This window comes from Plantactinospora sp. B5E13 (assembly GCF_039871775.1).
Taxonomy (GTDB): domain Bacteria; phylum Actinomycetota; class Actinomycetes; order Mycobacteriales; family Micromonosporaceae; genus Plantactinospora.
In genome coordinates this window covers 1-20997 of record NZ_JBDPLT010000061.1, presented here as the reverse complement: position 1 = coordinate 20997, position 20997 = coordinate 1, and the positions used below count along the sequence as shown (strand labels likewise).

The window sequence follows — 20997 nt, the reverse complement described above, 5'->3', positions numbered from 1 at the left end:
CCCTTCTCACGAAGCGATGAGAAGGGGCCCCGTCCGGGCAGCTCACGCCTTGAGCATGTCGTCCAACAGCAGGGCGCAACGGATCAGCCCGAGGTGCGAGTACGCCTGCGGGTGGTTGCCCAGCCCGCGCTCGGAGATCGGGTCGTACTGCTCGGGGAGCAGGCCGGTCGGGCCGGCGGTGTCCACCATCTGGTTGAACAGCTCCTCGGCGTCGGCCCGTCGACCGGTCCGCAGGTACGCCTCGATCAGCCAAGAGGTGCAGATGTGGAAGCCGCCCTCCCGGCCCGGCAGGCCGTCGTCCCACAGGTAGCGGTAGACGACCGGACCGCTGCGCAGATCGGCCTCGATCTTCAGCACGGTGGCCAGGAACCGGGGGTCGTCGTTGGGCAGCAGCCCGGAGAGGCCGACCCAGAGCGACGAGGCGTCCATCTCCTCGTCCCCGTACGCGACGCTGTACGCGCCGGCGCCGTCGTGCCAGCCGTACTCGAGCACGTTGTGCCCGATCCGGTCCCGCAGTTCGACCCACTCCGGCCGGTCCCCGTCGCCGTGCCGGCGGACCACGTGCAGCGCCCGGTCGACGGTCATCCAGCACATGACCTTGGAGTACACGTGGTGCCGGGGTGGCAGCCGAGCCTCCCAGAGCCCGTGGTCGGGCTCGTGCCAGCGTCGGGCCACCGCCTCGACCATGTTCTCCAGCACCCGCCACTCGGTGTCGCGTACCGAGCCGCGCAGGTCGGCGACGGCCGCCAGCAGGTCCGCGATCGGGCCGAAGACGTCGAGTTGGAGCTGGTGGTTGGCGAGGTTGCCGACCCGGACCGGCCGGGAGCCGGCGTACCCGGGCAGGGTGTCGATGACCGCCTCGGCACCGAGTTCGTAGCCGTCCACGGTGTAGAGCGGGTGCAGCCGCTCCGGGTGCCCACCGGTGCGTTCGACGCAGCCGTCGACCCAGCGCAGGAAGCCCTCGGCCTCGGTCAGCGAGCCGAGGTCGACAAGCGCTCGCGCGGTCAGCGCGGCGTCACGCAGCCAGCAGTACCGGTAGTCCCAGTTGCGGACCCCGCCGAGTTCCTCCGGCAGCGAGGTGGTCGCGGCGGCGAGGATGGAACCGCTCGCCTCGTGGACCAGCCCGCGCAGCGTGAGTGCGCTGCGTGCGACGAGGTCGCGGGCGGTGTGCGGCAGCCGCAGCCCGGTCAGCCAGTCCCGCCACGGCTGCTCGGCCCGGGTCTGCCGCTCGTGCACCGGCACCCGGTGGTGGGCCAGGCTGTGCGAGCCGAACCGCAGCTCACAGGTGACCGAGCCGCCGGCGGCGGTCAGGTCGACGACCGCCTTGGCGGTCTCGTAGCCGCCGTCGTCGACGATCTCCCATTCGATGCCGGGGGAGTAGAGCGCGATCGGCTCGTTGGAGCCGAGCACCAGCAGCCCGTCGCCGAGCGGTTGCAGCTGCACCGCGACCTGGCCGAACTCGGGCCGGGGGGCGAAGGTCAGCCGGGCCCGGCCGGCGCCGCTGATCACCCGGATCAGCGTCGAGTCGCCGCTGATCACGGCGGGGCCGCTGGGTACGCCGACACTGGACGGCCGGTCCAGCCAGTCGGTGACGGTGAGCCCGGACCAGCGGGTCTCCACGGTCATCGTGCCGGTGCGGTAGCGCTGGCCGAGCGGCAGGCCGCCCCGTTCGGGGGAGATGCTGAAGTGCCCGGCCGGGTTGCCGCCGACCAGGTCGGCGAAGATCGCCGGCGAGTCGGGCTTGGGGTGGCAGAGCCAGGTGATGCTGGCCTCCGGGGTGACCAGGGCGACGGTACGCCCGTTCGCCAGCATCGAGTGCCGTTCGATCGGCACCGCGCGCTCGCCGAAGAGCCAGGTACGGCGTACCTCGAGCAGCAGCCCGAGGACCCGGGCGGCGTCGACCGGCTCGGCGATCCGGAAGTTCGCCCGGGTCTCACCGCGGCCGATCTTGATGCCGACGTCCGGCCCGTGCAGCTTGGCGAAGGCGTTCTCGTCGGTGACGTCGTCGCCGATGAAGAGCGCGGCACTCGCCGACAGTTGGGTACGCAGCTGCTCCAGCGCGGTGCCCTTGTTGGTGGGGATCACCGAGATCTCGATGACCTCCTTGCCCCGGGTCACCGTCACGTCGGCCCAGCTCGCCGGGCCGGCCTCGACCGCTGCCACGATCTCGGCGGCCACCTCGGGGTCCGCGCCCCGGGTGTGTACGGCGACGCTCGCCGGCTTGCTCTCCAGCCGTACCCGGTCCTTGCCGGCGACGATCCGGCGCAGCTCGTTGCGGAGCCGGGTGCGGACCTCGATCAGTTCGGGGGAGAGCCGTTCGACGAAGCCGACGTCGAACTCGGAACCGTGGCTGCCGACCAGGTGCACCTCGCTGGGCAGCCGGGACAGCGTGGCCAGGTCCCGCAGGGCGCGGCCGGAGACGACCGCGACCGTGGTCTGCGGCAGCGCGGCCAGCGCCCGGACCGCGGCGACCGACTCGGGCAGCGGGACCGCCCGGGTCGGGTCCTCCACGATCGGTGCCAGGGTGCCGTCGTAGTCGCAGGCGACCAGCAGTTGCGGGACCCGGGCGATCCGCCCGATCGCGGCCCGGAGCTGCGGGTCGATCGCGTCGAGGGTGCGCGGACCCCCGTCGGCCAGGGGAGCGGATGTCTTCACTCGTCCTCCGCTTCCGGGACACCCAACTCGTTGAGGAAGGAGCGGGCCCAGTGGCCCACGTCGTGGGTGCGCAGGTGGCGCTGCATGATGCGCATGCGGCGCCGGGCCTCGCCCTTGTCGACGTGGACCGCGCGCAGCAGCGCGTCCTTGACACCGTCCGGGTCGTGCGGGTTACAGAGGAATGCCTGGCGCAGCTCTGTGGCCGCACCGGCAAACTCACTGAGCACGAGGGCGCCGCCCGTGTCGGCGCGCGTTGCTACGTACTCCTTGGCCACCAAGTTCATTCCGTCTCGCAGCGGGGTCACCATCATGACGTCGGCCGCGCAGTAGAGCGCGGCAAGTTCACTGCGACTGTACGACTGATGGAGGTAATGGACGGCCGGCACACCGACTCGGCCGAATTCCCCGTTAATCCGACCAACTTCGCGTTCGACCTTGACCCGGAGTGCCTGGTAGTGCTCTACGCGTTCCCGACTTGGCGTGGCAACCTGCACCATAACCGCCTCGGGAACTGTCAACTTTCCGTCAGCCAGCAACTCGCGGAACGCCTTGAGCCGAAGTTCGATGCCCTTGGTGTAGTCGAGCCGGTCGACGCCGAGGATCACGGTCTTCGGGTCGCCCAGCTCGGTGCGGATCTGCTTGGCCCGGGCCTGCACGTTCGGGTCGAGCGCCATCCGTTCCATCTCGGCGACGTCGATCGAGATCGGGAAGGCGCCGGCCTTCACCTGCCGGCCGTCGACCTGGATCATCTGGCCCTCGTAGCGCAGCCCGAGCAGGTGCCGGGCCAGCCGGACGAAGTTCTGCGCCGCCAGCCGCTGCTGGAAGCCGACCAGGTCGGCGCCGAGCAGCCCGCGCAGCACCTCGGCGCGCAGCGGCATCTGCATGAACAGTTCGATCGGCGGGAACGGGATGTGCAGGAAGAAGCCGATCCGCAGGTCGGGTCGGAGCTCCCGGAGCATCGCCGGCACCAGCTGCAGCTGGTAGTCCTGCACCCAGACCGTGGCGCCCTCGGCCGCGACCTCCGCCGCGGCCTCCGCGAACCGGGCGTTGACCAGCCGGTACGCCTCGCGCCAGCGACGCTTGTAAGCGGGGGTCTCCACCGCGTCGTGGTAGAGCGGCCAGATCGTCGCGTTGGACTGGCCCTCGTAGTAGCGTTCGAGTTCCTCGGCGCTCAGCGGCACCGGGTGCAGCCGGATCCCCTCCAGGTCGAACGGTTCCGGAGCGGCGCCCACCCCGCCGGCCCAGCCGACCCAGGTGCCCTGGTGCTGGGCGAGTACCGGGTGCAGGGCGGTGACCAGGCCGCCCGGGCTCCGGCGCCACTGTTTCCCCTCGGGCGTGGTCACCTCATCCACCGGTAGACGATTGGCGACGACCACGAACGAGCTGCGTACGGTCACAATCAGTGCACCTCCGGTGATGACGGGTCCCACCGCTGAGCGTACTGAGCGTAGCTGCGGCGCCATGGTCCCCGGGTCACTACTACTGCCCTGCGGGACGACCCGGGGAAACCCCCGGGTGATCTTGAACACGACGGGCGCCCCGGGCCGACCCGCGCGCGGCACGGGCGGCGCGGTACCCGGGGTGATGTGGGCGCAGCCCGGCGGACCTGTCAGGATTGACGGTGGCGTTTCGCCCAGCCTCGTCCCGCGGTAGGCGGAAGCCGGCAGCGGGGTCGGCGGTGGGGCCGGCACCGTGGTCGGCGGAACCGGCACCGTGGTCGGCGGGGAATCCCGACGCTGTGGTCGGGTCGAAACACGTCATCAGGGATCCAACATCCGTGGGAGGTAGGCCGCACCGTGGCCCAGTACATCTACGTCCTGGAGAAGGCGCGCAAGGCGCACGGCGACAAGGTCGTGCTGGACAACGTGACGCTGAGCTTCCTGCCCGGTGCCAAGATCGGTGTGGTCGGGCCGAACGGCGCCGGTAAGTCCAGCCTGCTCAAGATCATGGCGGGGCTGGACCGGCCGAGCAACGGCGAGGCCCGGCTGATGCCCGGCTACACCGTCGGGCTGCTCGCCCAGGAACCGCCGCTGAACGACGCCAAGACCGTGCTCGGCAACATCGAGGAGGCGGTCGCCGAGACGAAGGCGAAGCTGGAGCGGTTCAACAAGATCGCCGAGCAGATGGCGACCGACTACTCCGACGAGCTGATGGAGGAGATGGGCCGGCTCCAGGAGGAACTCGACCACGCCGACGCCTGGGACATCGACTCCAAGCTCGAACTCGCGATGGACGCGCTGCGTTGCCCGCCGCCGGACGCCGACGTCACGCAGCTCTCCGGTGGTGAGCGGCGCCGGGTGGCGCTGTGCAAGCTGTTGCTGGAGGCCCCCGACCTGCTGCTGCTCGACGAGCCCACCAACCACCTGGACGCGGAGAGCGTGCAGTGGTTGGAGCAGCACCTCGCCAAGTACGCCGGCACGGTCATGGCGATCACCCACGACCGGTACTTCCTGGACAACGTGGCCGGCTGGATCCTCGAACTCGACCGTGGCCGGGCCGTCGGCTACGAGGGCAACTACTCCACCTACCTCGAGAAGAAGGCCGCCCGGCTGGCCATCGAGGGACGCCGCGACGCCAAGCTGAAGAAGCGGCTCAGCGAGGAACTGGAGTGGGTCCGGTCCAACGCCAAGGCGCGGCAGACCAAGTCCAAGGCCCGGCTCGACCGCTACGACGAGATGGCCAACGAGGCGGAGAAGACCCGCAAGTTGGACTTCGAGGAGATCCAGATCCCGCCGGGCCCGCGACTGGGCAACACCGTCATCGAGGTGAACGGCCTGCGCAAGGCGTTCGGCGACCGGGTGCTGATCGACAACCTCAGCTTCTCGCTGCCCCGCAACGGCATCGTCGGCATCATCGGACCGAACGGCGTCGGCAAGACCACCCTGTTCAAGACCATCGTCGGGCTGGAGCAGCCGACCGCCGGCACCGTCAAGATCGGTGAGACGGTTTCCCTGTCGTACGTCGACCAGAACCGTTCCGGCCTGGCCACGGACAAGACGCTCTGGGAGACCGTCTCGGACGGACTCGACCACCTGATGGTCGGCAAGGTCGAGATGCCGTCCCGGGCGTACGTCGCCGCCTTCGGCTTCAAGGGCCCCGACCAGCAGAAGCCGACCAAGGTCCTCTCCGGCGGCGAGCGGAACCGGCTCAACCTGGCGCTGACCCTGAAGATCGGCGGGAACGTCATCCTGCTCGACGAGCCGACCAACGACCTGGACGTCGAAACCCTCGGCTCGCTGGAGAACGCGCTGCTGGAGTTCCCCGGCTGCGCCGTGGTCATCTCGCACGACCGGATGTTCCTGGACCGGGTCGCCACCCACATCCTGGCCTGGGAGGGCGACGACGAGAACCCGGCGAAGTGGTTCTGGTTCGAGGGCAACTTCGAGGCGTACGAGAAGAACAAGGTCGACCGGCTCGGCGCGGACGCGGCCCGGCCACACCGGGTCACCTACCGCAAGCTCACCCGTGACTAGTCAGGTCGAGGCCGAACGCCCGTCGGTGGCCCGGTACGCCTACGAGTGCACGCTGCGCTGGTCCGATCTGGACGCGTACGGGCACATCAACAACGCGCGCTTCCTCACCCTCTACGAGGAGGCGCGGGTGGCACTGGTCTTCGCCGGCGGGCAGGCGGCCGGGGTGGGGTCGTTCTCCGAGGGTGTGGTGATCGCCCGACACGAGATCGACTACCTGCGTCCGGTCGGGTACGCCCTGCGACGGGCCGGTGTGGACCGGGCACCGACGGTACGGATCGAGATGTGGGTCGAGGACCTGCGGCAGTCCCGGTTCACCATCGGCTACGAGCTGTACGACGGCGACGTGCTGGCCAGCCGGGCGAAGTCCGTGCTCGTACCGTTCGACCTGCGGGAGCAGCGACCCCGACGGTTGACCGAGGCGGAGCAGGAGTTCCTGCGGCCGTACCTGGTCGAGCCGGAGGGAAGCGGTGGTGAGCGGGCCCGGGCGGCGCGGTGAGTGACCGTGACGAGCGGGTCGGGGCGGTGAGCGACCGGCACCGGCTCTCCGGACGTGCCGACGCCGGGGCGTTCCTGGCCCGGGTGGCCCGGTTCGATCCGGCCGCCCTGGTCCGGCTGCGCTCGACCGGTGCCGGTGCCGGTGCGGCCGGCCCCGCCGAACGTACCCAGCTCTGGGCGTGGCTGCCCTGGGGTGTGCTGGTCGGCCGGGTGGTGGCCGGGCCGGGACCGGGTGACGCCACGGTCTCGGCGGCCGAACTGCTCGCCGTACTGGGCCGCGACGACGCCACGCTGCCGCGCCGTCGGGACACCGACTGGCGCTGGCCGCTGCCCCCGAGCCCGGGTGTGGTGGTGGAACGGATCGCCGGAACCGAGTTGCGGCGGATCGCCGAGGCGGCGGCCGGGACCCTGCGGACGGCGGCGACCGAGGGGGTCGCCGGCCGGGCGGTGGGTCAGCGGGCGCTGCGGGACGCGCTGCTCGACCACGTCGCGGTGGTGGTGACCGGGCCGGCCTCGGCCGGGTCTGCGGCGGCCGGATCGGCCTCGGCCGGGTCTGCGCCGATCGGTTCGGCCGGTTCCGCCGGGTCGGCGCCGACCGCCGACACCGGGCGGATCGAGGTGTCGCAACGACTCGTCCAGGGAATCGTCCGGATGGGTTTTCTCGGTTCCCCCGGTTCGTCCGATTTGGACGCCGTACAGGTGCGAACCGTGGGCCGATGGGTGGGACTGGCGGCACCATTCGGAGTCGCTTGGTCACGGAACGCCAGCCAGTTCGCGATCCGGCCAGCGTAAGGTCCTCCGAACAGCCGAGGGGCGATGGTCCATTCAGCCTGGGCGTGTCGTTGGGGGGATGCTTCAAGCCGGCTGTCCGGGTACCGTCGGGCCTCGGATCCCACGCAACGTAGGCGCGTGGATCCGCTGGGGAGCGAGGTGCGCAAGCGATGCCGTGGTGGTCATGGCGTCCCGGCCACGCCGGTGGCGCTGAGCCGGAAACGCGAAGCAGGATTCCGTCGGAGGGTGCCGTCCGGGTCGGCCCGCCGGCCCCACGGGAGCCGGAGCATGATTCCCGGCCCAGGGACCGGGCCACGTTGACGGAGGGGCCCGCGGTCATCGCACCGGTAACGCTGCGCCGGGTGGCGGAGGCACTCGACCTGCTCGACATCCGTTATCTCGCGGACGGCGACGGCAGCCTGTTGGCGATGTGGGAGCGGCACGCGGTGCTCTTCGCCATCGAGGGGCCGGACGACGAGATCCTGGTGATGCGGGCCCGTCCACACTCGACGGTTCCGCCGGACTGGGCCGACCGGGCCTTCCGGGTGGTCAACGAGTGGAACCACACCCGGCGGTTCTGCAAGGCGTACGTCGGCGACCCCACCGAGCGGGGACAGTTGCCGATCTACGCGGAGCTGCAGGTGCCGCTCAGCGCCGGCGCCCACGACGCGTTACTGGTGGAGATGCTGGACTGCGGTGCCGCGGTGGCGACGACCTTCGTCGACTGGCTGCACGACGAGGGTGCCCTGCTGTAGGTCAGCCCACCGGTCCCGGGGTTTCGTCCATCGTGTTGACCATGAAGTAGGCGGCCCGCTCCAGGTACTGCCACAGGGTCTCGGCCTGCTCGGCCGGGAGGTCGAGACTGTCCACGGCCCGACGCATGTGGTGCAGCCAGGCGTCCCGCTCCACCGGTCCGACCCGGAACGGGGCATGACGCATCCGCAGCCGGGGGTGGCCGCGCTGGGCCGAGTAGGTGTTGGGGCCACCCCAGTACTGGGCCAGGAAGAGGGTCAGCCGCTCCGCGGCCGGACCCAGGTCGGCCTCCGGGTACATCGGCCGGAGCACCGGATCGGTCGCCACGCCGGCGTAGAACTCGTCGACCAGACGGCGGAAGGTCGGCTCGCCGCCGACCGCCTCGTAGAAGCTGGGGGCCGGGTCGACCTGTTCACGCTCGCCTGCGGGGTTCACGGGTCCATCCTGCCACCCGAGCCGACGATCCCGTGGTGTCGGAACCCCGCGCCGGGTGCGGGCTGCCTCACACCGGGCTGCCTTGCCGTGGCCGTGCGACGGCCCGACGGACCTTACCCCGGCCGTGCGACGGCCCGGCTGGTCAGACCGCTCCGATCCCGGCCTCGGAGGAGGGCGGCCGGGGTCCGGGGGGGCCGGTCAACGGGTGTTTCCCGGTCGGCGTCGCCGACGTCTCCGTACCGGTGGGTCGTGCCTCCCGGGCCCGCGCGATCGCGGCGGTGAACCGGTCCGGTTGTGGCCACCGGGCGGCCAGCAGCAGCATGAGCAGCACCCCGGCGACACTCCAGAGACCGACCACCCGGTGGAGCGGGAACCGCTCCGCGAGCACACCGGTGATCAGGACAGCGGTCCCCTGGATGGCCTGCATGCCGGTGTTCATCACGCCGAATGCCCGGGCCCGGTAACCGTCCGGGAGAGCCTGGACGAAGAGGGCGTTGGTCACCGGGATCAGGCCGGTCACCGCGAACCCGGCGACCGCCGCCAGCAGTGCCACGATCACCGGCGAAGGGCTCAACAGGGCCGGGACCAGAGCCAGCGGGGCGAGGACCGCGAACGGACGGATCAGTGCCTGACGCCGGGCCGGTCGGATGACCCGGCCGACCAGCAGGGCGCCCATGACGGAACCGGTCGGCACGGAGGCCATGATCAGCGCCTGGATGAGCTCCGGATGGTCGCCCTGCTTTTCGGCCAGATCGCTGGCCCAGGCGGCGGCGAGACCCTCGGGAACGATGGCGAACAGCATCGAGGAGAAGATCAGGATCGCGATCGCCCGGAGTGTCGGGGTCCCGAACACCAGGCGGAACCCGGCCGCGGTGTCCCGGAGCAGGTGGTTCGGAGTCTCCCGGGGAGCCGGCGGCCGGTGTCGTACCCCGGTCCAGATGATCAACGCGGAGAGCCCGAACATGACGGCGTTGATCAGCAGGGCGAGCCTCGGGCTGTACAACGCGATGGACGAGCCGGCGACGTACCCGCCGATCTGGGACGCCTGGCTGCTGCTGCTGAACAGCGACAGCCCGACCACCAGCCGGTCGCCCCGGAGGATCAGGGGCACCATCGCCGACCGGGAGGCCTGGCTCGGCGCGGCCGCCAGGGTGGACACGAAGAGCAGTCCGAGCAGTACGCCGACCGGCAGGTCGACGAGCGCGAGGACGAGGAAGAGCGGCATCCGGGCGAGGTCACAGACCACCATGACCGTCCGGTACGGGTACCGGTCGGCGAGCGTGGTGAGCAGTGGGCCACCGAGCAGCCAGGGGAGGTAACTCGTCGCGAACGCGGCGGCGGAGAGGGCGACCGAGTTGGTCTGCTGGAAGACCAGCATGGTGATCGCCGCCTTGGCGATGTAGTCACCGGCCCAGGTCAGCACCACGGCCAGGTAGACCGAGCGGAACTCACCCTCGGTGAACACCTCGCGGAAGGTAGCTGGCCGCTCAGGAACCTGTGTCTCCTCGGACACCGATGGGCCTCCATCGTTCTCGACCGCTGACCAATGTGATGGGGCTGCCGGGAACGTCAAACGTTCGGATCAGCGAGGTCTTCGTTACACTCCGACTGGGAGCTTGTCCTGGATTCTGCCCGATCGTATGACAACTGGCTAGGGCGAACGGGTAGATCGTCGCATCTCCGACTGGTCGAACGGACGATACCCGACCATCGACAAGGTACGCGACCCCTGTGCGACCGGCGGATGCCCGGCGCCGTTCGGTGCCGGAACCTCGTTGCCACGGGCGCGCCGGTTCCGGCGACGCACGGAGGGTGCGCCGGGAGGCGGCGGTGCGGGCAGGGTCCGGCCAGGTGTGCCGCCCTGCTGCGTGCGGAGCTTCCGCTCAGGTCGCGCCGCCCTGTCCGGTGCCGCCGTCCTCCGGGGGCGTGGCGGGACGCGGGAACATCCGGGTGGCCGCGATGCCGGCGGTGATGCCGGAGTTCTCCAGCGCCTCGGCAAGCCGGCGGCGCAGTTCCCGGGAGACCGGAAGCTGACCCTCGGCCGTGGTCTTGGCGACCGTACGGATCACCGCTCCGTCCACGGTGATCTGTTCGACTCCGACCACCTCGGGCGGCTCGACGAGTTCGGGCGCGAGTTCCGGGTCCACCGCGACCGACGCGGCGGCGGTCTTCAGCACCGCGGTCGCCTCCTCGGTCCGGGCGAAGCCGATCGGCATGTCGACGATGACCATCGCCCAGCCCTGGCTCTTGTTGCCGACCCGGATGATCTCCCCGTTGCGGATGTACCAGACCACACCCCGCGCGTCCCGGACCGTGGTGATCCGCAGACCCACCGACTCGACCACCCCGGTCGCCTCCCCGAGGTCGACGACGTCACCGACGCCGTACTGGTCCTCGAGCAGCATGAACAGGCCGGCGATCAGATCCTTGACCAGCGTCTGGGCGCCGAAGCCGAGGGCCACGCCGGCGATGCCGGCACTGGCCAGCAGCGGTGCGAGGTTGAAGCTGAGTTCGCTGAGGACCTGCAGGACGGCGATGGCGAAGACCACCGCGGTGGTCATGCTGCGCAGCACCGAACCGATCGCCTCGGCCCGCTGCCGGCGTCGTTCCGGATAGATCGCCTCCGGGTCGGGCGCGGCGGTGGGGATGCGCTCCCGCAGCGGCTTGAGCACCGCCGGGATCTTGCTCTCGGAGGTGCTCCGTACCAGCCGGTTGATGGTGCGGTGCAGCAGGTACCGGAGCAGGAACGCGAGCAGCAGGATGAGCAGGATGGTGAGCGGCTTGACGATCAGATAGTTGCTGCCCTCGGCGAACCACTCGGACTTCGTCCAGTTCCAGATCTGCTTGCACGCGAAGTCGTCCAGGCAGCTCGGCTCGGGATCGGGCGTCGTCTCGGCAGCCGGCATGCCGAGGACGGCGGCGGTCATCGTCGCGGGGTTCACGAATGCCTTAGTACCGTACGGCCGCCGGGTGCTGTCGCCCGACCCGCCAACCGGTGGCGGAGGTCCCGCTCATCCCGGGGGCCGGCCGGGTGGCGAAGGGGTCGGGCTCCCACCCGCGCCGGCCGGATCCGGGCCCGGCTGATCGGACGGAACCGGTCATCCTGCCACGCGACGTGAGAGCTTTCCGCAGGGACCCCCGATTAGTACGTGCATTCGCGGCACCTATCGGGGACTATTGGCGCACGGACGCCGGTGATCGGCCGGCGTCGGCCGCGATTCCGGTGGCCTGTCGGTCGATGCTGGCCGGAAACGGGCACCCGGAGCGCGGCCGGCATCGCCGGGCGACAGGGAGCGGACGAGACCACAGCCGAGAGGGTGAGCACGATGCCTGACATACGACCCACGGTGGGCTCTGGAGCTTTGGTGCTCAATGCCACTTACGAGCCGCTGTGTGTCGTTTCGGTGCGTCGAGCCGCGATCCTGGTCCTCTCCGCGAAAGCGGTCTGTGTGGCCGACGGGGAGGGCGTGCTGCACAGTGCCCGCAACGCGCTCCCGGTGCCGTCGGTGGTACGACTGACCCGCTTCGTCCGGGTACCCTACCGGACCCACGTCGGGCTCTCCCGGCGGGCCGTCTTCGCCCGCGACAACTGGCGCTGCGTCTACTGCCGCGGGCCGGCCGAGACCATCGACCACGTCTTCCCGCGCAGCCGGGGCGGCCGGCATGCCTGGGAGAACGTCGTCGCGGCCTGCGCCAGGTGCAACCACACCAAGGGCGACAAGACCCCCGCCGAACTGGGTTGGCGGCTGCACACCCTGCCGACCGCCCCGAAGGGGATGGCCTGGCGGGTGCTCGGGCACCGTGCCCCGGACCCGCGCTGGGCCGACTGGCTGGACCTGCGCGAGGCCGAGGCCGCCTGAGAGCCGTGGGAGACCGGCGGACGGTTCGACGGGCGGAGACCAGTTCACGGTCGGCGGGCGGAGACCAGGGAGGCGAAGACGACAACGTTGTCGGCGTACCCGGTGGACCCGCCCACCCACCGCCCACCGCAGGTGATCAGACGCAGCGCCGGTCGACTGAAGTCGCCGTAGACCCGGTCCACCGGCAGTTGCGACTTGTTGAACCGCTTGACCGAGTTGACCGCGAAGATCGCGACGGACCCGTCCTCCCGGGCGACCTCGATCTTCGTACCCGGGCGTAGTCCGCTGAGGCCGTGGAAGACGGCCGGTCCGGTCGTCGTGTCGACGTGGCCGACGATCACCGAGGGCCCGTACTGGCCCGGGGTCGGGCTCTGGTCGTACCAGCCGGCCTCGTCGCGGCGGTCCGACGCGGGCACCTCGATGGTGCCGTCGGCCGCCACTCCGACCGGGTGGACCGGTGCGGCCAGGCCCAGCGCCCGGATGTCGATCTCCACCGGTGGACTCGACTCGAGTACCGGGAACTTCCGGGGCGGCGCCTGGGCGCCGAAGATCAAGCCGCTCGGCAACAGGGTGATGCCGGTGACGTGCTGGACGCCGAAGGCGGTGACGAGCAGGCCGATCAACAGCGTGACGATCGGCACCGGGCCGGGCCGGCGCGTCCGCCGCCGCACCGATCCGCCCCGGTCGGGCCGGACCGCCGGTACGACGTCCAGCGTGCCGGGCGGGGTACGGTCCTGCGGATCCGGGCTGGTGACGCTCGCCGCGGTGGCCTGGCGGGCGGTACGGGCCACGACCCGGCCGGCGCGCCGCCGCCACCGGTCGGCCCGGCTCCGCCAGCGTGCGGCCCGGCCCCGCCACGTGCCGTCGGCCGTGGAAGAGCGGGTCATCTTCGCTCCGAGTCAGTCAGCTGCTCCGGGTCGACACCGGGTCACCGGACCGCGATCGTCCGGCTCCCGGTCGACCCGGATTCCAGGGGCGGATCGCCGGGCGCCGGTCAGCCGCCCAGTTCGCTACGCCGACGCTGCCGGCCGAACAGCCCGAAGCCGACCCCGAGCGCGACGATGCCGAGCCCGCCGACCACGATCAGCGGACCGGCCATACCGCCGGCCGTGCCGCCGCCACCGGTGGCCGGACCCTGACTGCCCTGGCTCATGTTGACCACGGTGAGCGTGGTGGTGGCCCGGTCGTTGTTCGGGCAGTGCAGGTTCACCGCGTACGGGCCGGGAGCCTTGTTGCCCGGAATCGTCACCGAACCGGTGAGGAAGCCGTTGTCGGGCCGGACGACGACCCGGCCGAACGCGTCCGACTGGACGTTCGCCTGCTGGTTGTTGGCGTTGTCGCAACTCGCCCGGAGGTTGACCCGGGTGCCCACCTGGGCGGTGTTCGGGGTGACCTCCACGAAGGTGTTCGGTCCGGCCCAGGCCGGTGCGGCGTGACCGCCGAACGGCCCCGGCAGCGCGGCGGCGACGAACACGCCGGCGGCGATCGTGCGGCCGACGATCCTGGCAGCGTTCATGGCTCCTCCCCTTCCGGCCCTCCCGGCGGGCGTGCCGCCGGTGCCCGCCGCACGCCGTCTGCGGCAGGTCGGCGGCGGCCGTCCGTCCTGACCGGTGTTCCCACCGGTGCGGCGGACACACGCCGCCGGGCCCGCCGAGGAGCGGCAACCGGCGGCGCAGCGCGGCACGGCGGGTCCGGAGCGGTAGCCGGTCGGTTCAGCGCGGCACGGCGGGTCCGGAGCGTGGGGCGGGGCGGTGGCCGGCGGCTCAGCCGGGCGAGGTGTCGGCGCCGGCCGGGGCGTCGGTGGTGACCGCTGTGCCCGGCGGGGCCGGTGGGTCGGGGCGGATCGGCTCCACCGGATCCCAGGCGAGCGGGCTGGAGAGCACCATCGTGCTGGACGGCTGCCCGTACGGGGCGAGTCGGTCGATCACCCGCTCGAACGCCTCGATCGAGCCGGTCGCGACCTTCAGCAGACTGCACGCGTCACCGGTGATCCGGTGCACCTCCAGGATCTCCGGCCAGCCGGGCACGGCGGGGTCGCGGAGGATGCAGCGCGGTCCGTAACAGGACATCCTGATCATCGCCACCACGTTCCGCCCGGCCCGGGCCAGGTCCACGTGCGCGTGGTATCCGGTGATCACCCCGGACTCCTCGAGTCGGCGTACCCGCTCGGCGACCGCGGGCGGGGAGAGGTGGACCCGACGGGAGAGCTCGCTGTAGGAGAGCCGGGCATCGGCCTGCAACTCCCTGAGCAGGGACCAGTCCATCTCGTCCACGATCCGACCACCCTCCGTACCGTGGGCCAACAATCCGTTGACCACCTTACGAACGTTAAGCGATCAGCCCGAATCACCGAACGACCCGTAACCCTGGCGCGTCAATCGCCGTTGGTCCGGCATTCCGTTCCGTGGCCCGACGGAGAGATCATCACCTTGTCCGGGCCGGGTCACCCCAGCTCCCGGGGTACGAGAGAGGCGAGGCGATGAGAACAACCCCGCGACAGCGGCTTGCCGAGCGGCCACGGGTCCGGCCGGCGAGTGCCGAACAACGGCTCGCCCGGGCGGTGGCCAACCACGGCGAGCCGACCCTCGAGTTCACCGAACCGCTGCCGTACGACGCGTACGTGCACGCCACCACGCTGCACAGCCTGCAGCAGACGCTGAGCCGGGACCCCGGCGAGATGTCGTTCCTGATGATCAGTCAGATCATGGAGCTGTACTTCGGGCTGACCTGCTTCGAGCTGCGGGAGGCGCGGGAGCGGCTACGTGCCGACGACGTCTGGGGCGCCCTGGCGCCGCTGCGCCGGGCCGGGCTGCACCTGGAGGGGCTGAACGCGGCCTGGCGGGGACTGCGCTGGATGACCCCGGCCGACTTCAACCGGTTCCGGAACCTGCTCGGCGAGGGCTCGGGGTTCCAGTCCGCGATGTACCGCCACCTGGAGTTCCTGCTCGGCCTCAAGACCGAGTCGCTGGTCCGGCCGTTCCGCCGGCAGCCGAAGGTCCACGCCGAGCTGGTCGAGGCGCTGCGCACGCCCAGCGTCTGGGACGAGGTGACCGCGCTGCTGGCCCGGCAGGGTCGGGACATCCCGGCCGACCTGCTGGACCGGGACTTCGCCGCCGAGGTGGCGCCGAGCCCCGAGGTGGTCGCGGCCTGGGTGGAGATCTACGCCGACACCGGGCCGGAGAACCACCTCCGCCTGCTGGGCGAGGCGTTGACCGAGATCGCCGACCAGTTCGACGACTGGCGTCACCACCACCTCAGGGCGGTACGCCGGACAATGGGCGCCAAGGTCGGCACGGGCGGCTCGGCCGGTGCCGCCTGGCTGCGGCGCAGCATGGACCGGGAGGTCTTCCCGGAGCTGTGGGCGGCGCGCACCGAGATGTGACCGGTCGACCGCCGGCGGCAGGGTGGGCGGCCGGGCGAGGCGCCGGCGGTGACCGGCGGGTGGCAGGGTGAGGCGACCGGCGGTGACCGGGCGAGGACAGAACGGGAGCGAGACAGCATGACCATTCCGGGTGAGGAGACCGCGCGTCGGCTCGACGAGGACGACCGCGGCCACCGGGACCTGTTCCACGTACCGCCGGCCGAGGGGGGCCGGTACGCCGAGGCGGCGTACCTGGTCGGCAACTCCCTCGGGTTGCAGCCCAAGGGAGCCCGGGCCGACCTGCTGGCCGAGCTGGACGCCTGGGCCACCCGGGCGGTGACCGGCCACTTCACCGGCCCCCGGCCGTGGGTGCCGTACTACAGGCTGCTCACCGCGCCGAGCGCGAAGCTGGTCGGGGCACGGCCCGCCGAGACCGTGGTGATGAACTCGCTCACCGTCAACCTGCACCTGCTGATGGTGTCGTTCTACCGCCCGACCCCGGGCCGGGACCGGATCCTGATCGAGGACGGCGCCTTCCCGTCGGACAGCTACGCCGTACGCAGCCAGGCCCGGCACCACGGCCTCGACCCGGACGAGGTGGTGGTACGGCTGCGTCCCCGCCCGGGCGAGGAGACGCTGCGGACCGAGGACGTGGTCGGGTACCTCGACCGGGAGGGGCACCGGGTGGCGTTGGTCCTGCTCGGCGGGGTCAACTACCTCACCGGAGAGGTGCTGGACATCCCGGTGATCACCGACGCCGGCCACCGGGCCGGTGCGCTGATCGGCTGGGATCTCGCACACGCGGTCGGGAACGTGCCGCTCGCCCTGCACGACTGGGACGTCGACTTCGCCGCCTGGTGCACGTACAAGTACCTCAACTCGGGGCCGGGTTCGCTGGCCGGGGCGTTCGTCCACGAACGACACCTCGGCGACCCGGCGGTCAACCGGTTCGAGGGCTGGTGGGGCACGGACGAGGCGACCCGGTTCGAGATGGCTCCGGTCTCCCGCCCGCCGGCCACCGCCGACGCCTGGGTGATCTCCAACCCTCCGGTGCTGGCGATGGCCCCGATGCGTACCTCGTTGGCGATCTTCGACGAGGTCGGGATGACCACGCTGCGGGCCCGCAGCCTCCGGCTGACCGGCTATCTCGAAGACCTGCTCGACCGGATCACCCCGACCCGGCCGATCGAGGTGATCACCCCCCGGAACCCGGAGCGGCGCGGCTGCCAGCTCTCCGTCCGGGTCGGCCGGGGTGGCGCGGCCGAGCTGACCAAGCGGCTCTCCCACGAGTACGGCGTACTCGTCGACGACCGGGAGCCGGACATCATCCGGTTGGCGCCGGTGCCGCTGTACTCGACGTACCACGACTGCTGGCGTGCGGCCGACGCGCTGGCGCACCTCGTCGAGGAGGGGTAACCCGTCCCAAGGTGAGCCGATCTCGGCTCTGGTCTGGGAAGTGACGCGCCGAAGGAATCGACGTACATCCGACGCAACCTTCCCTGGCTACAGACTGTCCTCTATATGTTCCGGAAAACGTCACAACCCGGCACAGGAGGACAGATGACAGCAAGATCGACAAGGTGGGGCGGCGGTCTGCTGACCGCCGCCCTTGTCGTATCGATCGGCGGGCTGGCCGGCCCGGCCGGCGCCGCACCCGGCGCAGACGAGCCGACCCGGGGCACACCGACTCACCAGGCGGTCCAGCCGGCCCGCACGGTCACCCTGCTCACCGGCGACCGGATCACCGTGAACCGGCACGGCAACCCGTCGGTCCGGCCCGGCCCCGGTCGGACCGGCATCCCGATCCAGGCGTACCGGCGCGACGGGCGGCTGCACGTGGTGCCGGCGGACGCCGTACCCCTGGTCCGGGCCGGCCAGGTCGACGCCCGGCTCTTCGACGTCACCACCCTGCTGGAGTTCGGCTACGACGACCGCCGTACCGACCTGCCGCTGATCCTCACCTCCGGAGCCTCTGGAGCCTCCGGAGCCTCTGGAGTCGCCAGCGCAGGCGGTGCGGCGCGGAGTGCGGCGGTGGCCCGGCGGCACGGCGCCGAGGTGGTACGGGAACTGTCGGCGGTCGACGGCGCCGCGGTCCGGGCGGCCAAGCCACGGCTGGCCGACCTCTGGCGGGACATCGCCGGCGGGGCGGGGGACGCCGGTGCGCGCCGTGGACTCTCCACCGTCTGGCTCGACGGGCTGCGCAAACCCACCCTGGAACACAGCGTGCCGCAGATCGGCGCACCCGCCGCCTGGCAGGCCGGACTGGACGGCGCCGGCGTCACCGTCGCGGTACTCGACAGCGGAATCGACGCCGACCACCCGGACCTCGCCGGGCAGGTGGTCGGGCAGGCGAACTTCACCGAGGGCGAGGAGGACGACCTCGACCGGTACGGACACGGCACCCACGTCGCCTCGACCATCGCCGGCACCGGCGCCGCCTCCGAGGGACGGAACCGGGGCGTCGCGCCCGGCGCGAAGCTGCTCGACGGCAAGGTCTGCGCCGAGTTCGGCTGCGCCGAGTCGTGGATCCTCGCCGGCATGCAGTGGGCCGCCGAGCAGGGCGCCACGGTGGTCAACCTCAGCCTGGGCGGCATGGACGGCCCCGAGGTCGACCCGGTCGAGGAGGCCGTCAACACCCTCACCGCCGAACACGGCACGCTCTTCGTGATCAGCGCCGGCAACGCCGGAGCCGAGGGCACCGTCGGCTCGCCGGCCAGCGCGGACGCGGCGCTCGCGGTCGGCGCGGTCGACCGCGACGACAACCTCGCCGACTTCTCCAGCCGGGGACCCCGGGTCGGCGACGGCGGCCTCAAACCAGAGATCACCGCCCCGGGTGTGGAGATCGTCGCCGCCCGCAGCTCCGACGCCTTCCCCGGCGAGACCCCGGAGCCGTACGTCGCCGCCTCCGGCACCTCGATGTCCGCGCCGCACGTCGCGGGCGCGGCGGCGATCGTCGCGCAGCGGTACCCGCAGCTGCGGGGCCCGGCGTTGAAGGCGACCCTGATGGCCGCCGCGGTGCCCCACCCCGACCTGAGCGTCTACGCGCAGGGCGCCGGACGGGTGGACGTGGCCCGGGCGGTCAACCAGACCCTGGTCACCGACCCGCCGAGCATCGGCTTCGACCGGCAACTCTGGCCGCACGACGACGACAGCCCGGCAACCGAGACCGTCACCTACACCAACAGCGGGACCAGCCCGACGACGCTCGACCTCGCGGTCACGGCGACCGGACCGCAGGGCGCACCGGCCCCGGCCGGAATGTTCACCCTGAGCACGTCGACGGTGACCGTGCCGGCCGGTGGGACCGTCGAGGTGACCGTCACCGCCGACACCCGGATCACCGGTCCGGACGGCCACTACACCGGACGGCTGGTGGCCAGCGCCGGCGGGACCCCGGCCGTGCAGACCCCGTTGGCGATCGACCGTGAGGTGGAGAGCTACGACGTCACGGTGACACACCGCAACCGGGCCGGCGCCGAGACCACCAACTACCGGACCGCGCTCTTCGCCGACGACGGCGTCGGCCTCCGGGCGTACGACGCCTTCTCCGACACCGGTACGGCGACCGTGCGGCTGCCGAAGGGTCGTTACACGCTGCTCAGTTTCGTCGGCGAGGACGAGCCGGCGGAGCAGGACCCGGAGCATCCCGTCCACCAGACCAGTCTGCTGGCCCAGCCCACCCTGGAGGTGGCCGGGGCGACGACGGTGACGGTGGACGCGGCCAAGGCCGGCGAGATCGCGGTGACCGTGCCCCGGGCCGACGCCGAGCGGTACTTCGCCGAGGTCAGCGCCGAGCTGCAACGACCTGAGGCGATCGCCGGCTTCAGCCTGCTCGGCTTCGTCGGCGACACCCTGTACGCCGGCCAACTCGGCGACAGCGCCCCGGTGGACGGGTTCGCCAGCCGGGTCTCCGGCGTCTGGGCCGAGGTCGACGAGGAGGGTTCGCCCGCCGGCAGCCCGTACCTCTACCAACTGGGCTGGTTCCGCGACGGCGGACTGTTCACCGGCCTGACCCGGACGATCCGTCCTGCGGACCTCGCCACCGTCAGGTCGCGGTACGCCCGGCACGTCACCGCACCCGACAGCGGCGCCTGGACCGGCGACACGGCGATCCTGCCGGGTGTCATCGAGAGCGGCTGGACGGCACTGATGCCGTTCACCACCCCGTTCGAACGGACCGACTACTTCAACACCGACGGCGGCGTCCAGTGGGATCGGATGTTCGAGGAGTGGGTCCGCGGCGAGGACGGCTGGGAGGAGACCTTCTCCTTCTACGAGGAGAGCGGGCTGCGCTACCGGCCCGGCACGGTCACCCGCGCCCAGTGGAACCAGGGCGTCTTCGGGCCGTCCCTGGCCCAGCCACGGTGGCCGGAAGCCTGGGTCAGCCGGCTCGGGGACGAGATCCTGGTGGCACCGCCGATGTTCGGTGACGGCGCCGGCCGTCCCGGCGGTTCCCGTATCGACTCGGCGTCGGTGACGGTGTACCGCGACGACGTGAAGATCGGCGAGTCCCCCGAGACCGGTGGCATCTTCGAGGTCCCGGCCGCCGAGGCCGGCTACCGGGTCGAGGTGAAGGCGGAGCGGGGCGCCCCGTTCACCCACTCCACTCGGGTCGAGGGGACGTGGACCTTCCGGTCCGGGCACGTCACCGGAGAGGAACCGGCCCGACTGCCGCTGTCCAGTGTGCGGTTCAGCCCACCGCTGAACCAGGCGAACGCCGCCCCGACCGGCCGGTGGTTCGGCATCCCGGTCTCCGTCGAGCGGCAGCCGGACTCCGGAGCCGCCGGTGTCCGGTCTCTCAAGGTGGACGTCTCGTACGACGATGGTCGTACCTGGCGCAAGGCCACCGTGCTGGCGTTCGGCGGCAGCGGGGTGGTTCTGGTCCAACACCCGGACCGGGCCGGTTTTGTCTCGCTCCGGGCGGACGCCACCGACCGGGCGGGCAACACCGTGCGGCAGACGGTGATCCGGGCGTACGCGATCACCCGCTGACGGGCAGCCCATCCGTGGGACCGGTGGGGCCGGCGCGTGTCGGTCCCACCGGGGGCTGCTCCGGGGCGACGTCTCCGGCCGGCCGGTCCGCTGGGTCGGCCGGTCAGGGTGGTGGTCGGGGGGCGTGTTTGTGGTGCGGCTCGGGGGCCGTGTTGTGCTGGGGCCGGGGGCCGTGTTGCGGTGGGGGTCGGGGGGGGGGGGG

At 71.6% G+C, this 20997-nt stretch carries 16 protein-coding genes; 8 read left to right on the top strand and 8 right to left on the bottom strand.

What is annotated here, in order from left to right:
- Positions 1-42 precede the first annotated feature (42 nt).
- Entirely contained in the window at positions 43-2637 is a 2595-nt protein-coding gene (otsB, locus tag ABGB05_RS33220; protein WP_347657945.1) for a trehalose-phosphatase, read from the bottom strand.
- A 14-nt stretch (positions 2638-2651) separates the two neighbouring features.
- The gene (locus ABGB05_RS33215) at positions 2652-4052 is read right to left on the bottom strand and encodes a trehalose-6-phosphate synthase (protein WP_347657917.1); all 1401 of its coding nucleotides are present in this window, start codon (positions 4050-4052) and stop codon (positions 2652-2654) included.
- 399 nt (positions 4053-4451) lie between these two features.
- Between ABGB05_RS33215 and ettA the strand changes: the two genes are divergently transcribed.
- From ettA to ABGB05_RS33195, 4 genes are all read left to right on the top strand, one after another.
- Positions 4452-6128 (top strand): energy-dependent translational throttle protein EttA, encoded by a 1677-nt coding sequence (ettA, locus tag ABGB05_RS33210; RefSeq protein ID WP_347657916.1) that lies wholly within the window; start codon positions 4452-4454, stop codon positions 6126-6128.
- Entirely contained in the window at positions 6121-6624 is a 504-nt protein-coding gene (locus ABGB05_RS33205) for a thioesterase family protein (protein WP_347657915.1), read from the top strand. Before ettA ends, ABGB05_RS33205 begins: the two co-directional genes overlap by 8 nt.
- The gene (locus ABGB05_RS33200) at positions 6621-7415 is read left to right on the top strand and encodes a hypothetical protein (RefSeq protein WP_347657914.1); all 795 of its coding nucleotides are present in this window, start codon (positions 6621-6623) and stop codon (positions 7413-7415) included. Before ABGB05_RS33205 ends, ABGB05_RS33200 begins: the two co-directional genes overlap by 4 nt.
- Positions 7416-7564: 149 nt before the next feature.
- Positions 7565-8149, top strand: coding sequence for a YbjN domain-containing protein (locus tag ABGB05_RS33195; protein ID WP_347657913.1), 585 nt, complete (start codon positions 7565-7567; stop codon positions 8147-8149).
- Between the two features lies 1 nt (position 8150).
- On the opposite strand, the gene ABGB05_RS33190 is transcribed toward ABGB05_RS33195, so the two are convergent.
- From ABGB05_RS33190 to ABGB05_RS33180, 3 genes are all read right to left on the bottom strand, one after another.
- On the bottom strand, positions 8151-8582 hold the full coding sequence (locus ABGB05_RS33190) for a globin (RefSeq protein ID WP_347657912.1): 432 nt from the start codon (positions 8580-8582) through the stop codon (positions 8151-8153).
- 142 nt (positions 8583-8724) lie between these two features.
- Positions 8725-10095: an MFS transporter gene (locus tag ABGB05_RS33185; RefSeq protein WP_347657911.1), complete on the bottom strand. Its 1371-nt coding sequence runs from the start codon at positions 10093-10095 to the stop codon at positions 8725-8727.
- A gap of 370 nt (positions 10096-10465) precedes the next feature.
- A complete protein-coding gene (locus ABGB05_RS33180) occupies positions 10466-11509 on the bottom strand; it encodes a mechanosensitive ion channel domain-containing protein (protein WP_347657944.1) in 1044 nt (347 codons plus the stop codon).
- 399 nt (positions 11510-11908) lie between these two features.
- On the opposite strand from ABGB05_RS33180, the gene ABGB05_RS33175 reads away from it, so the two are divergent.
- The gene (locus tag ABGB05_RS33175) at positions 11909-12442 is read left to right on the top strand and encodes an HNH endonuclease (RefSeq protein ID WP_347657910.1); all 534 of its coding nucleotides are present in this window, start codon (positions 11909-11911) and stop codon (positions 12440-12442) included.
- Between the two features lie 44 nt (positions 12443-12486).
- Here ABGB05_RS33175 and ABGB05_RS33170 read toward each other — a convergent pair whose 3' ends face one another.
- The 3 genes from ABGB05_RS33170 to ABGB05_RS33160 form a co-directional block, all read right to left on the bottom strand.
- Positions 12487-13329: a class F sortase gene (locus ABGB05_RS33170; protein ID WP_347657909.1), complete on the bottom strand. Its 843-nt coding sequence runs from the start codon at positions 13327-13329 to the stop codon at positions 12487-12489.
- Positions 13330-13436: 107 nt separating this feature from the next.
- Positions 13437-13958 (bottom strand): hypothetical protein, encoded by a 522-nt coding sequence (locus ABGB05_RS33165; RefSeq protein WP_347657908.1) that lies wholly within the window; start codon positions 13956-13958, stop codon positions 13437-13439.
- Positions 13959-14205: 247 nt separating this feature from the next.
- Positions 14206-14715, bottom strand: a complete 510-nt coding sequence (locus ABGB05_RS33160) for an Lrp/AsnC family transcriptional regulator (protein ID WP_347657943.1) — start codon at positions 14713-14715, stop codon at positions 14206-14208.
- Positions 14716-14921: 206 nt separating this feature from the next.
- Here ABGB05_RS33160 and ABGB05_RS33155 point away from each other — a divergent pair, with 206 nt between their 5' ends.
- From ABGB05_RS33155 to ABGB05_RS33145, 3 genes are all read left to right on the top strand, one after another.
- A complete protein-coding gene (locus tag ABGB05_RS33155) occupies positions 14922-15824 on the top strand; it encodes a tryptophan 2,3-dioxygenase family protein (RefSeq protein WP_347657907.1) in 903 nt (300 codons plus the stop codon).
- A gap of 117 nt (positions 15825-15941) precedes the next feature.
- Positions 15942-17219, top strand: coding sequence for a kynureninase (gene kynU / locus ABGB05_RS33150; protein ID WP_347657906.1), 1278 nt, complete (start codon positions 15942-15944; stop codon positions 17217-17219).
- Between the two features lie 144 nt (positions 17220-17363).
- Complete coding sequence (locus ABGB05_RS33145; RefSeq protein ID WP_347657905.1) at positions 17364-20795, top strand: S8 family serine peptidase; 3432 nt, start codon at positions 17364-17366, stop codon at positions 20793-20795.
- Positions 20796-20997 lie beyond the last annotated feature (202 nt).